At 57.9% G+C, this 12,754-nt stretch carries 12 protein-coding genes; 6 read left to right on the forward strand and 6 right to left on the reverse strand.

What is annotated here, in order from left to right; translation table 11 throughout:
• Window positions 1-64 precede the first annotated feature (64 nt).
• From Q0932_RS13915 to Q0932_RS13925, 3 genes are all read right to left on the reverse strand, one after another.
• Window positions 65-1,885, reverse strand: coding sequence for a M3 family oligoendopeptidase (locus Q0932_RS13915; RefSeq protein ID WP_299354195.1), 1,821 nt, complete (start codon window positions 1,883-1,885; stop codon window positions 65-67).
• A 90-nt stretch (window positions 1,886-1,975) separates the two neighbouring features.
• Complete coding sequence (locus Q0932_RS13920) at window positions 1,976-2,917, reverse strand: alpha/beta hydrolase (protein ID WP_299354198.1); 942 nt, start codon at window positions 2,915-2,917, stop codon at window positions 1,976-1,978.
• Complete coding sequence (locus Q0932_RS13925) at window positions 2,917-3,207, reverse strand: SCP2 sterol-binding domain-containing protein (RefSeq protein WP_299354201.1); 291 nt, start codon at window positions 3,205-3,207, stop codon at window positions 2,917-2,919. The genes Q0932_RS13920 and Q0932_RS13925 overlap by 1 nt, the downstream gene beginning before the upstream one ends.
• Before the next feature lie 72 nt (window positions 3,208-3,279).
• Between Q0932_RS13925 and Q0932_RS13930 the strand changes: the two genes are divergently transcribed.
• From Q0932_RS13930 to Q0932_RS13950, 5 genes are all read left to right on the forward strand, one after another.
• Window positions 3,280-3,840, forward strand: a complete 561-nt coding sequence (locus tag Q0932_RS13930) for a hypothetical protein (protein ID WP_299354204.1) — start codon at window positions 3,280-3,282, stop codon at window positions 3,838-3,840.
• Between the two features lie 21 nt (window positions 3,841-3,861).
• Complete coding sequence (locus Q0932_RS13935; RefSeq protein ID WP_299354207.1) at window positions 3,862-6,687, forward strand: helicase-related protein; 2,826 nt, start codon at window positions 3,862-3,864, stop codon at window positions 6,685-6,687.
• Between the two features lie 55 nt (window positions 6,688-6,742).
• Window positions 6,743-7,117 (forward strand): RNA-binding S4 domain-containing protein, encoded by a 375-nt coding sequence (locus tag Q0932_RS13940; protein ID WP_299354209.1) that lies wholly within the window; start codon window positions 6,743-6,745, stop codon window positions 7,115-7,117.
• 54 nt (window positions 7,118-7,171) lie between these two features.
• Entirely contained in the window at window positions 7,172-7,510 is a 339-nt protein-coding gene (fdxA, locus tag Q0932_RS13945) for a ferredoxin FdxA (protein WP_299354212.1), read from the forward strand.
• A gap of 280 nt (window positions 7,511-7,790) precedes the next feature.
• Entirely contained in the window at window positions 7,791-8,309 is a 519-nt protein-coding gene (locus Q0932_RS13950) for a CarD family transcriptional regulator (protein ID WP_299354215.1), read from the forward strand.
• A gap of 68 nt (window positions 8,310-8,377) precedes the next feature.
• Here the strand turns inward: Q0932_RS13950 and cobS are convergent, their stop codons facing one another.
• The gene (cobS, locus tag Q0932_RS13955; RefSeq protein WP_299354218.1) at window positions 8,378-9,127 is read right to left on the reverse strand and encodes an adenosylcobinamide-GDP ribazoletransferase; all 750 of its coding nucleotides are present in this window, start codon (window positions 9,125-9,127) and stop codon (window positions 8,378-8,380) included.
• Between the two features lie 80 nt (window positions 9,128-9,207).
• On the opposite strand from cobS, the gene cobT reads away from it, so the two are divergent.
• A complete protein-coding gene (gene cobT / locus Q0932_RS13960; RefSeq protein WP_299354221.1) occupies window positions 9,208-10,218 on the forward strand; it encodes a nicotinate-nucleotide--dimethylbenzimidazole phosphoribosyltransferase in 1,011 nt (336 codons plus the stop codon).
• Between the two features lie 69 nt (window positions 10,219-10,287).
• Here cobT and Q0932_RS13965 read toward each other — a convergent pair whose 3' ends face one another.
• Together Q0932_RS13965 and Q0932_RS13970 are read right to left on the reverse strand one after the other, a co-directional pair.
• A complete protein-coding gene (locus Q0932_RS13965) occupies window positions 10,288-12,159 on the reverse strand; it encodes a monovalent cation:proton antiporter-2 (CPA2) family protein (RefSeq protein WP_299354225.1) in 1,872 nt (623 codons plus the stop codon).
• Window positions 12,160-12,174: 15 nt separating this feature from the next.
• Window positions 12,175-12,630: an Lrp/AsnC family transcriptional regulator gene (locus Q0932_RS13970; protein WP_299354228.1), complete on the reverse strand. Its 456-nt coding sequence runs from the start codon at window positions 12,628-12,630 to the stop codon at window positions 12,175-12,177.
• Between the last annotated feature and the right edge of the window lie 124 nt (window positions 12,631-12,754).

A 12,754-nucleotide genomic window follows, 5' to 3' on the forward strand; every position in this document is an offset into this window, starting at 1 on the left:
CCTCAAGCCGTCATCAGCGAAACAGTCTTACCAACTGTAGAGCCGGGGGGCTGAGGGAGTCTATTCAGTCTTCCATCGCCTCAAGCTCATCGATCATCTCAGAGATCATCGACAGGCCTTTGTCCCAGAATTTCGGATCCGAGGCATCAAGGCCAAAGGGCGCCAGCAGCTCTTTGTGGTGTTTGGAGCCGCCGGCTTTCAGCATGTCGAAATACTTGTCCTCAAAACCTTCGTCACCCTCCGCATAAACCGCATAGAGGGCGTTCACCAGACCGTCGCCAAAGGCATAGGCATAGACATAGAACGGCGAGTGCACAAAGTGGGGGATGTAGGCCCAGAAGGTCTCGTACCCTTCCATAAAATCAAAGGCTTCACCCAAGCTTTCTGCTTGCACCGACATCCACAGCGCATTGATGTCGTCGGGGGTCAGTTCGCCCTGGCTTCGGGCGGCGTGAAGTTTGCATTCAAAGTCATAAAAGGCGATCTGGCGCACGACCGTGTTGATCATGTCCTCGACCTTGCCCGCCAACAGTATCTTGCGCTGTTCCTGTGTCTCTGCGCTTTCCAGCATTTTGCGGAAGGTCAGCATCTCGCCAAAAACAGAGGCCGTTTCGGCCAGTGTCAGCGGGGTGGACGACAGCATCTCACCCTGATCGGCGGCGAGAACCTGGTGCACGCCGTGACCCAGCTCATGCGCCAAAGTCATCACATCGCGCGGTTTTCCGAGGTAGTTCAGCATCACATACGGGTGCACGTTGGTCACGGTGGGGTGGGCAAAGGCGCCGGGCGCTTTGCCGGGCTTCACAGCCGCGTCGATCCAGCCCTTGTCAAAGAAGGGTTCAGCCAGTTCGCCCATGCGTGGGTCAAAGGCGGTGTAAGCGTCCATCACCATTTTGCGTGCGGTCGGCCAGTCGACGGTTTTGGTGTCTTCCATCGGCAGGGGCGCGTTGCGGTCCCAGACCTGCATGCGATCCAGCCCCAGCCATTTACGCTTCAACTCGTAGTAACGATGGCTGAGCTTGGGGTACGCGGCGACCACGGCGTCGCGTAGCGCCTCGACCACTTCGGGTTCCACATCGTTCGACAGGTGGCGACCGGTCTGGGCGCTGGGCATGTTGCGCCAGCGGTCGATAACCTCTTTTTCCTTGGCGGCGGTGTTGTGCACCCGAGAGAAGATCTTGATGTTTTCCTGAAAAACCCGCGCCAATTCACGCGAGGCTGCTTCGCGTTTGCTGCGGTCTTGCTCGGTCAGGTAATTCAGCGTGGCTTCGATGTTGAGCTCTTCGCCTTCCATCTCAAAGGTCAGGCCGGCGATGGTTTCGTCAAACAGGCGTTCCCATGCATCACCCACAACGCCCAGATCGTGCAAAAACTTTTCCAGTTCATCCGACAACTGGTGTGGCTTCATTGCGCGGATGCGGCGGAAGACCGGTTCGTAACGCGCCAAATCGGTGTTTGAGGCAAAAGCTGCTGCCAGTGCGTCATCTTCGAGGCGGTTTAGCTCAAGCGTGAAAAACACCAGCGGCGTGGTGAAGTTGGTGATCTTCTCCTGACAGTTCGACATAAACTGCGCGCGTTCTGCATCTGTCGTCAGTTGGTAATAACGCAGACCCGCATAGGACATCACGCGGCCCGCGACCTGATTGATCTTTTCGTTCCGTTCGACACAAACCAACAGGCCCGCTGCGTCCAAATCTGCCAGTTTGTCTTCGTAGTCCGCGGCAAACGCTGCACATTCAGCCTCAAGCCACTCAAGGTCAGTGGCCAATTCCGGCGCATCGTCGCTGGTGTAGAGGTCACTCAGGTCCCATTCGGGCAGGTCGCCGAGATTATCGGTCCCGTGGCTGGCGTTGGCGTCTCGAACGGGAAAGGGCAGGTCGCGCATGGGGATCCTCGGATTGGTCAATGTTCATGTGACAGATAGGCAGAGGGGGCAGGCAGGTGCAAGGGGGGCTGGCGGCGCTGTGAACGCGCCTTAGCGATGGGCGTCAAAAAACGCCGCAATCTGGTCGTGGATCGGCTCCCGCATCTCGGGCAGTTCCATCAACACCTCGTGCTCGGCACCCGGGATCATCACCAATTCTCCACGTGGCCAGCTTTCCATTCGTGTGACAATCGCCTTTGGATCGACGATGCGTTCCTGCTCGCCAAGAAACGTCAGACAAGGCAGATCCGGTGCGGGCTGTGCGGCCAGTTCTTTCATGTCCCGCATGGCTTCGTGCAACCAGTGCATGCTGGGCCCGGCCAGGGCCATGTCCGGATACCGTCTCATCTGTTCCTGCATATAGACGTACATGTCCGGGTCGTGGGTCAGGGTGTTGCCTTCAAACGGTTCGGCCAGCACATAGGTCTCAACCGTCGTGCCTGGGGCGATCTTGTGACCCATGCCGGCCTTTTTGCTGGCCCAGCTTAGGGCCCATGCCGTGGGCTTCATGAGGGCGGCCATCAGGATGCCCCACATGGGCGCAGAAAACACCGCCGCTTTGACCGGAAGACCGGACATCGCCCCGCGCAGACCGATGGCGCCGCCCATCGAGTGACCAATCAGATAGTATGGCTTTGGCACGTCGAGCGCATCTGCCGCGAACAATGTTGCGGCCACGTCCTGTTGATAATCGTCAAAGCTCCCGACATAGCCTGACAGACGATCCGGAATGAGCCGGTCGGCCAATCCTTGCCCACGCCAATCAACCGCCAGCATCGCATATCCGCGATCAGCAAACGATTGCGCGGTGCGCCCGTATTTTTCGATATACTCTGTGCGACCGGGGAAAAGCAGGATGGTGCCCTTCTCCTCCTCGGCGCGCCAGTGTCCAATACGAATACGCACCCCGTCCGACGTCTCAACCCAATGGGCGGCGCCTGACTTTGGCCCATCCGCAACATCGTGATAAAACGGAGCGGGGTGCAGTTCCATCAGGCGAGGACAGCCCCAAGTTTCATGGCCATACCCATGTCGCCGTCAACCGACAAGCGCCCGCCCATAAAGGCAGCGGTCGGGTTCAGTTCACCCTCTAGGATGGCCTGAAAGGTTTCGGTGTCAGCGGTCATGGTGACATCGGTCTCGTCGTCGCCTGCGCGCACGCCGTCGCCGTCAATCACGACCACGCCTTCGTCTTCGATTACGAACTTGGCCGAGCCGTCAAACGCGTCGCCGCCCAGTTTTTCGGTGAGGGCAGTGACGGCTGCGTTGATGATATCGCTCATTTGTGTTGTCCTTTGCTTGAAGCGTGTCTGGTAAATGGTGGTGCACACGCTAATATCCAGAGTGTTATGGGCATGCGAAACCAATTTCTCAAACTTACCGTGGCGGCAATCTTGCTGGCAACGGTGATTTTTCAACCAACGGTTGCTGCGGCGGGGTCGGAGCAGCTTGATGAGTTGATCCTTCAGTTGCGGGATGCAGACCCGGAAGAGGCAATGCGGCTGTCACGTGAAATTGAGCTGGAGTGGCAAAAATCCGGCTCGGCAAGTGCTGATCTTTTGTTGAAGCGCGGACGCGACGCGATGGAGCGCGGCGAGACCGATGCAGCCCTGGGGCATTTCACGGCACTGGTCGATCATGCGCCGGGATTTGCCGAAGGCTGGCACATGCGGGCAGGGGCCTACTTCCACATGGGCCTGATTGGTCCGGCGCTGGGCGATCTGGAAAAGACTTTGGCGTTAAACCCGCAACACTATCAGGCGATCCTAGGATTGGCGTCTCTGTTTGAGATGATTGAGCGCTCTGAAGAGGCCTATGACGCCTATTTGCAGGTCAAGGCTATACATCCACATCATCCAGACGTAACAGAAGCGCTCGAACGACTAGAGCCACTGGCCCGGGGCCAGGAACTCTGATCCACAACAACAGGCAGTGAGATGTCCATGCAAGGGCGCATTACAGCGGTTCTTGGGCCGACAAATACGGGCAAGACGCATTACGCGATTGAACGCATGCTGGGCTATCGCTCAGGCGTGATCGGTTTGCCGCTGCGGCTTTTGGCGCGCGAAGTCTATGACCGCATTGTTGCGGTGCGGGGGCCTTCGGTCGTGGCCTTGGTCACAGGCGAAGAACGTATCGTGCCGCCGCGTACGCAATACTGGGTTTGCACGGTGGAAGCGATGCCCGAGGGCATGGGCGCGGACTTTGTTGCCATCGACGAAATTCAGCTTTGCGCAGATCCTGAGCGGGGTCATGTGTTCACTGACCGATTGCTACGGATGCGCGGCACGCATGAGACCCTGTTTTTGGGAAGCGACACCATGCGCGGGGCAATCCGTGAACTGTTGCCTGACGCCGATTTTGTGCAGCGCGAGCGCATGTCGACCCTAAGCTATTCCGGCTCACGCAAGATCAGCCGGATGCAGCCGCGCTCGGCCATTGTCGGATTCTCGATCGACAATGTTTATGCCATTGCAGAGCTTTTGCGCCGCCAAAAGGGGGGGGCGGCCGTGGTGATGGGCGCGCTGTCCCCGCGGACCCGAAACGCGCAGGTTGAACTCTATCAAAACGGCGACGTGGATTACCTCGTGGCAACGGATGCCATCGGGATGGGGCTGAACCTCGACATTGATCATGTCGCGTTCTCATCACTGGCCAAGTTTGATGGTCGCCGGATGCGGGCCTTGGCGCCTAACGAATTGGCGCAGATCGCAGGGCGTGCCGGGCGGGGCATGAGTCACGGCACATTTGGCGTGACTGGCGAGGCACCAACGCTTGCCGAGCCCGTCGCCGAGGCGATTATGGACCATCGCTTTACCCCGATCCGCAAGCTGAACTGGCGCAATGCGCGGCTTGAATTTGGGTCAATTGACGCGCTGATCAGCTCGCTTGAAGCCCCCACCGATGACGAATGGCTTATGAAGGCGCGTGAGGCCGATGACCTCATGGCGTTGAAAACCTTGCAACAATCCGCCGACGTTGCGGCGCGCGCCAGCGACGCGCAATCGGTGCGCCTGTTGTGGGACGTGTGCCGGATCCCGGATTTTCGCGGCATCAGCCACGCTGAACATGCCAGCATGATTGAGAGCATTTTCAATGACTTGCACCAGAGTGGGCGGGTGCCGGATGACTGGTTGGCCCGCCAAATCAAGCGGTTGGACCGGCCTGATGGTGACATTGACACATTGTCGAAACGCCTAGCTTATATTCGCACGTGGACATATGTCGCGCAGCGTAATGGCTGGGTTGGCGACGAAAACCATTGGCGTGGGGAAACCCGCGCTGTAGAAGACCGCCTATCGGACGCTCTGCACGAGCGTCTCACGCAAAGATTTGTGGACCGGCGCACCAGCGTATTGCTGCGCCGGCTCAAACAGAAGGAGGCCCTTTTGGCCGAAGTAAATGACAAGGGTGAGGTGACCGTCGAAGGTGAATTCGTCGGTCGGCTCGAAGGGTTCCGCTTTATCGCGGACAAGGAAGCAGCTGGAAACGAGGCCAAGACGCTTAAGCAGGCAAGTCTGCAAGCGCTGGCGCCACAGTTCCATTTGCGCGCAGATCGGTTCTACAACGCACCGGACACCGAGATCGACTTTACCGATCAGGGTGGCCTGATGTGGGGCGAGTATGCCGTTGGTAAACTGGTCAAAGGTGCAGACTCGCTGAAGCCTTCGGTTGACGTATTTGTCGACGATGAGGCGGGTGCCGAAGTGGCACAAAAGGTTCAGCGTCGCCTGCAGCATTTTGTTGATCGCAAAGTTGCCGCCCTGTTTGAGCCCCTGTTGAACTTGTCCAAAGACGAAGAGCTGACCGGCTTGGCCCGTGGCTTTGCGTTCCGCATGGTCGAGGGTCTGGGCATTCTGCCACGTGGCGATGTCGCCAATGACGTCAAAGAGCTGGATCAGGACGCACGTGGCGCATTGCGCAAACACGGCATCCGTTTTGGTCAGTTCACCATCTTCATGCCGCTTCTGCTGAAACCCGCACCCACTCGTCTGCGTCTGTTGCTTTGGTCGCTGGCCAATGACCATCAGGAGTTCCACGAAGCACCACCCCCCGGCTTGGTGACTGTACCGGCCGGTCAAGGCGCACCGCAGGGCTTTCATGCCATGTCAGGTTACCGTGCCGCAGGTGAGCGGGCAATCCGTATCGATATGCTGGAACGTCTTGCCGACATGCTGCGGGCCGAAGACAGCCGTGGTGGCTTTGAAGCCAAGGCCGACATGCTGTCGATCACCGGTATGACGCTGGAACAGTTCGCAGACCTCATGCAGGGTCTTGGCTACAAGGCCGAGAAAGGCGAGCGCGAAAAAGTCAAAGCAATCGTCGAAGAAGCACCGGCCAAAGAAGCCGCGGCCGAAGAAACCTCGTCTGAGGCAGAACCTGCCGTCGAAACAGAGACCCCTGCCGAAGTTGCCAGCGATGAAACACCCGTAGAGGCTGTTGCCGAAGCCGTTGAAGAGGGTGCTGCGGCCGAGGACGCACCTGCGGAAGACACTGGCCCCGAAATGGAAGTGTTCTACACCTTCACATGGGCTGGAAATCGCGCCAACCGAGGCCCGCGCCGCGAACGTGGCCAGCAGGGTGGTGGCCGCCGCGATCAGGGCGACAAGCCACGCGGCAAAGGCAAGCCCAAAGGCAAAGGCGGCCCGCGCCGCGATCAGGGACCGAAACAGTTCCAGTCTCGTCCGCCGAAGAAAGAAAAAGCCATTGATCCCGACAACCCGTTTGCCGCAGCGCTGATGGGCTTCAAGGACAAGGGCTGATCCCAGAACCCGATCCGCGCTGTATCAACGGCGCGGATCTTTGGATGCGATTCCATTGAGCGAACCCACCCCTAAAATCCGCCTCGACAAGTGGCTTTACCATGCGCGGTTCTTCAAAACCCGGACACTGGCCGCCAAAGTTGTGACCGGGGGCCATGTCCGTGTGAACAAGGCCAAGGTTGCCAAGGCCAGCCATGCGGTCGCCGTTGGCGATGTTTTGACCTTCCCACAGGCGCGCACAATCCGCGTCGTCAGGGTCGAATCTTTTGGCACGCGTCGCGGTCCTGCCACCGAAGCGCAAACGCTGTTTTGTGACTTGAGCGAAGTCAAAGAAAAAATTCCGGGTGCACCTAGATACGAGGGAAAGGGGCGTCCGACTGGGCGAGATCGTCGCAAACTGGACCTTAAACGCGGTCAGGAACTTGAATGATGCGGCTGGCTGATTTAGCTAGTGCAGCAACGAACGTGTAAAGAAGACTCATCTATGACCTATATCGTCACTGAAAACTGCGTGGCCTGCAAATACACCGACTGTGTCGAGGTCTGCCCGGTCGACTGCTTCTATGAAGGTGAAAACTTTCTGGTGATCCACCCGGATGAGTGTATCGACTGCGGCGTCTGCGAACCGGAATGCCCTGCGGATGCGATCCGTCCGGACACTGAGCCGGATATGGAGAAATGGGTCGAGTTTAACCGCAAGTATTCGGAACTCTGGCCTGTGATCATCACTAAGAAAGATCCGCTGCCCGACGCAGATGATCGCGATGGTGAGCCCGGCAAAATGGAGAAATACTTCTCCGAGGCGCCCGGTGAGGGCGGTTAACTCAAGATTCGTAGGTGATTCGGGTTTCTGCAACCGCGAAAACCCGCCTATATCTCTGAAAAACAACGGGAAACCCGTGGTTTCCCGTGGGTTCGCTTTTGTTAGGGCGAATTTTGTGTTATGATGTTGTTACAAATGACATAACGCCTGTTCGCCATCCGCCAGCATTTCGCCGGGGATGGCTTTTTTGGCCCCAGAGATTAACCCGCGCACGGGGAACCCTGTTTCCCGCTCGTGTGTTTTCGTCTGACCAGACAGGGCTCACGTTGGAAAGGTAGACATGAGCAAGAAGAAAAACGAATTTAGCCCCAACGAGTATGTGGTCTATCCGGCGCATGGTGTTGGTCAGATCGTATCGATCGAAACGCAAGAAGTTGCGGGCATGGAGCTTGAGATGTTTGTGATCTCGTTCGAAAAGGACAAGATGACGTTGCGGGTTCCCACCAACAAAGCGACCGAAATCGGCATGCGCGGCCTCAGCAGCCCAGATGTCGTAGGTCAGGCGATGACTACGCTCAAGGGCAAGGCCAAGGTCAAGCGGGCCATGTGGTCGCGTCGTGCGCAAGAGTACGAACAAAAAATCAACTCGGGCGATCTGATTGCCATTGCCGAAGTTGTGCGTGACCTGCACCGCACCGACGATCAGCGCGAGCAAAGCTATTCAGAGCGTCAGCTTTACGAAGCAGCGCTTGAGCGTCTGACACGCGAAGTGGCCGCTGCCGTCGATGGCGGCGACGAAGTTGCTGCCGCGAAAAAGATCGGTGATGTTCTGTTGTCGCGCGCACCTGCCGCCGCATAAACGACGGTCCAGAGTAAATCCAGACCGCGTTCCCTTTGGGAGCGCGGTTTTTCTTTGTCTTGACGGCCTCAGGTCGCTAGAACGATCAACAGGACAATTTCGGTCAATTGTTGTGTCGCGCCAAGGATATCTCCGGTCTGGCCGCCGATCTTGGATTTGGCAATGGCGCCGCAGATCAACACCGTAAGAGCTGCACAAACGGCGAGCCCAATTGCCCCCAGACCCGACGCCAGAACAAGGCTGCCGCAGCCTATCAAAAGCGCAATGGCCGCCATCTCTCGTGAAGGGCGCCCCTGAGCGTGGCTGAGGCCAGTCTCGCGGGCATGGGGCAGGGCGCTCATCACCGCGGGCATTACCGCGCGCGACATGACATCCACGGCCAGAAGTGCCCAAAACCAACCGGACAGCTGCAGGATCATGCCAACCGCCGCCCATCGCGCCGCCAGCGACAGGCACAAGGCGATAACGCCGTAGCTGCCGATATGGCTGTCTTTCATGATTTCCAGCCGTTGGTCCTTGTTCCAGCCGCCCCAAAGCCCATCCGCACTGTCGGCCAATCCGTCCTCGTGCATTGCCCCAGTGACAATCACATGCGTGGCCACCCAAAGGATCGCCGCCAGCATAGTCGGAACACCCAGCGCCAATGCCAACCCGGTTGGTACTGCTGCAATCACGGCAACAGCGACACCAGCCACAGGATAGGCCCAGGCCGCCGCTGCCCCGCGTTCAAAGCGGGCGCGCACCGGCAATCGGGTCAACAGTGCCAAAGCCGTGGCCAGATCCCCCGGCTCAAGCCGCCATTTGTCGTCGCTGTGCATGGTTTCGTCTGTTTCCTTACTTGCCCTGCCTGACTTGTCGGATAAACAGTCTGCAAAGACAAGTTTTCTGGGAGTCCCACATGACCGCCGCGTTTTCTACCCTCGCCGAATTCCGTGCCATTTTGGCGGCCGCACCTGCATCAGACGCCAAAGCCCTTGGCGAAGCGCAAGAGCGCAATGGCCAATTGACCAAACCTCCCGGCGCCCTGGGACGGCTGGAAGATATGGCGATCTGGTATGCCAGCTGGCGCGGCACTGGGCGCCCGTCAATTGAGGCCCCTCAGGTGATTGTGTTTGCAGGCAATCACGGGGTCACGGCGCAGGGTGTGTCGGCCTTTCCGGCGGAAGTGACAGAACAGATGGTGATGAACTTTCAACATGGTGGCGCGGCGATCAACCAACTGTCCAAAGCCGCAGGGGCCAGCATGGATGTGCACGCCCTTTCACTGGACACCCCAACCGCAGATTTCACCCAGGTTCCAGCAATGGATGAGGCTGGCGTCATTGAGGCTCTCCAAACGGGCTGGAACGCCGTCGATGATAGTGCTGATCTGTTGGTTGTCGGTGAAATGGGCATCGGCAACACGACCTCGGCAGCGGCCATTGTGCACGCGCTCTATGGTGGGGACGCCGAAGACTGGGTTGGACGTGGTACAGGCGTGGACGATGATGGCCTTGCGCTCAAGGCGCGCGTTGTGCGCGATGGTGTGGCTCTGCACGCCGGTGGGGACGGACTCGACACGCTGAAGCGCCTTGGCGGGCGTGAATTGGCAGCGATGGCGGGAGCGATTGCCCGCGCGCGCAGCCTGTCGATCCCGGTGATCATGGATGGCTTTATCTGCACCGCCGCCGCGGCCACGCTTGCGGCGACTGAGAACGGCGCATTGGATCATGTGATTGCAGGCCACGTCAGCGCCGAAAGTGCGCATGCGGCTGTTCTGGAACATCTGGGCAAAGAACCGATCCTGAGCCTCGGCATGCGTCTCGGCGAAGGGTCCGGGGGCGCATTGGCCATCAATATCCTGAAGTCCGCCGTGGCCTGCCACTCGGGTATGGCCACTTTTGCCGAAGCAGGCGTTTCGGACGCGTAACGCCTTCGTCTTGTCCAAAATACTCTCGCCGGAGGCATCCCTCAAACGCCTCTGGCGCGCGGTCCTACGTCAGTCAGCCTTGTCGTCGTCGCCGTCCAAGGCTGCGATCAACGACAGCTCCAACTCTTTCGCCAATTCCTTTGAACGTTTGATATAGGCGTCGTTCTTTTCGACCGGAATGTTTTCGCTCCACAATCCGGCCAGTTCGCGGATCGTATAACGGTCATGTTGAAAGAACGCCTGTTCGGTCTTGGCCGCTTCGTATTCATTCAACCCAATATTCTCCAGAACATAGCGACCCGCGCGCAAGGACGAGTCAAACAACTCGCGTACAATGTCATTGGCGCCGGCCTGATACAGCTGGAACGTATGATGGCGGTCATGCGCGCGTACGACGATATGCAGGTCAGGGCGTTCGCGACGGGCGTGACGCACAAGGTTCAGCGTGGCTTTGGGATCGTTGATGGTGATCACCAGAACACTGGCCTGTGCCAGGCCCGCCGCATGCAACAATTCGGGTCGCGTCGGGTCGCCAAAGAACCCTTTGACCCCGAACTGGCGCATCAATTCAATCGCGCGCATGTCGTGGTCCAGAACCACCGTCTTAACTCCGACAGACCGCACCAACCGATTAACGATCTGACCAAAGCGTCCAATACCGACAATGATCACGGGCCCTTGCTCGTCAATCTCATCTGAGGGTTGGGTATCGTCATCCGGATCTCCGAGACGCTTGGAGAGAACGTCGTATAGGATGAACAAAAGTGGCGTGATCAGCATCGAAAGAGCCACGATCAACATCAGGTACTCAGCGAGACCTGCAGGCAGCACGTTCTGTTTCAGTGAGAAGGAAATGAGAACAAAACCAAACTCCCCGGCTTGTGCCAGCCCCAAGGTGAATAACATCTGGTCCCGTCCTCGCAGACCAAAGGCGCGCCCAAGGATAAACAGGATCATGCCCTTGATCAGGACAATGCCCAATGTTGCGCCCAAAATAGGCGCTGGGTTCGAGAAAAATTTGCCAAAGTCGATCTGGGCGCCAACGGTGATGAAGAACAAACCCAGAAGCAGGCCTTTGAAGGGTTCGATATCGCTTTCAAGCTCATGGCGGAATTCGGTGTTGGCCAAAAGCACCCCGGCCATGAAAGTCCCCAGCGCCGGGGATAGGCCCACAAGCATCATCAACAATGCAATGCCAACCACGATCAACAGCGCAAAGGCCGTGTACATCTCGCGCAGCCGCGCGCCGTGAATGAACCGAAAGACCGGGCGCACCAGGAACAGTCCAGCTAGGATAACCATCAAAACAGCGCCGAGTGTGACCAGCGTCACACCCCACCCCGGCAGGCCCTCAACCAGCGACATCGTGGCGTGGCCTTGTTTGTGCGCTGTGGTTTGGATTGCCCCGTTTTCAGATATTTGCATCGTCGGCGCCATGGCCAGCAACGGCAACAACGCCAGCATTGGGATGACGGCGATGTCTTGCGACAGCAAGACAGAGAACGTTGACCTGCCACCACCGGTCTTCATCAGGTTCTTTTCAGAAAGGGTCTGCAAGACGATCGCGGTCGAGGAGAGGGCGAAGATCATGCCAATCGCAATCGCAATCTTGAGGTCATAGCCAAAGAGAAACGCAAGGGTCATGATCGTGCCGCCGGTAATGCCGATCTGCATACCCCCAAGGCCGATCAACTTGTCCCGCATGGCCCAGAGCGCACGTGGGTCCAGTTCAAGCCCGATCAGGAACAGCATCATAACCACGCCAAACTCGGCATAATGCAGCAGGTCTTCGGGTTGTTGGATCAGACCCAGCACCGGGCCGATAATGACTCCGGCCAGCAAGTATCCCAGAACCGATCCCATACCTAACCGTGCCGCAATCGGCACCGCGATCACCGCCGCCAAAAGGAAAATGGTCGCCTGATACAGAACGCCTTCCATGTGATGTCCTTTTCCTCAGGTGGGCAGGGGTGCATCCCGTTTGAACTGGTCCATAACGATCTGGCTTTGCACCCGGCTGACAGCGGGATGGGGCAACAAAATCTCATGAATCAGAGTGTTGAGCGCGCTTAGGTCTTCACAATAGACCCGTAAAAGATAATCCGCATCCCCTGTTAGTGTCCAAGCGCTGGTTATCTCGGGCCGGGTTGAGACCATCGAGACAAAGCCTCGCCCGTGTTCCGGACCATGTACGCCCAAAGTCACCTGAACAAAGCCCTGAACGCTTAGCCCGACCTTGGACGGGTCCAATCGTGCAGTGTAACCTTGAATGTACCCTTCACTTTCCAGACGCTGACGTCGGCGCCCGGCCTGGCTTGGCGAAAGGTTTAGAACCTCTCCCAATTCCTGTGCAGTCAGATGCGCATTTTTTTGCAGCGCTGAGAGGAGTCGCTTGTCTGTTTCGTCCAGCATGTGCGGATATCTCGCATGGTTTTATATTATCATGCGAGTTTCGTGCGAAATTTCAATCCAAATCATCGAACTTCGCGCAGACCCCGTATGACGCGCGGACTATATTCAGGTCAAGCGAACACTT

Source organism: uncultured Shimia sp., from assembly GCF_947498095.1.
Classification (GTDB): domain Bacteria; phylum Pseudomonadota; class Alphaproteobacteria; order Rhodobacterales; family Rhodobacteraceae; genus Shimia.

Bases quoted from the DNA above. Each gene is read 5' to 3' on its own strand.
- Q0932_RS13930 (WP_299354204.1), top strand. From the start codon at position 3,280: ATGCGAAACCAATTTCTCAAACTTACCGTGGCGGCAATCTTGCTGGCA.
- Q0932_RS13915 (WP_299354195.1), bottom strand. From the start codon at position 1,885: ATGCGCGACCTGCCCTTTCCCGTTCGAGACGCCAACGCCAGCCACGGG.
- Q0932_RS13950 (WP_299354215.1), top strand. From the start codon at position 7,791: ATGAGCAAGAAGAAAAACGAATTTAGCCCCAACGAGTATGTGGTCTAT.
- fdxA (WP_299354212.1), top strand. From the start codon at position 7,172: ATGACCTATATCGTCACTGAAAACTGCGTGGCCTGCAAATACACCGAC.
- cobS (WP_299354218.1), bottom strand. From the start codon at position 9,127: ATGCACAGCGACGACAAATGGCGGCTTGAGCCGGGGGATCTGGCCACG.
- cobT (WP_299354221.1), top strand. From the start codon at position 9,208: ATGACCGCCGCGTTTTCTACCCTCGCCGAATTCCGTGCCATTTTGGCG.
- Q0932_RS13920 (WP_299354198.1), bottom strand. From the start codon at position 2,917: ATGGAACTGCACCCCGCTCCGTTTTATCACGATGTTGCGGATGGGCCA.
- Q0932_RS13925 (WP_299354201.1), bottom strand. From the start codon at position 3,207: ATGAGCGATATCATCAACGCAGCCGTCACTGCCCTCACCGAAAAACTG.
- Q0932_RS13965 (WP_299354225.1), bottom strand. From the start codon at position 12,159: ATGGAAGGCGTTCTGTATCAGGCGACCATTTTCCTTTTGGCGGCGGTG.
- Q0932_RS13935 (WP_299354207.1), top strand. From the start codon at position 3,862: ATGTCCATGCAAGGGCGCATTACAGCGGTTCTTGGGCCGACAAATACG.
- Q0932_RS13970 (WP_299354228.1), bottom strand. From the start codon at position 12,630: ATGCTGGACGAAACAGACAAGCGACTCCTCTCAGCGCTGCAAAAAAAT.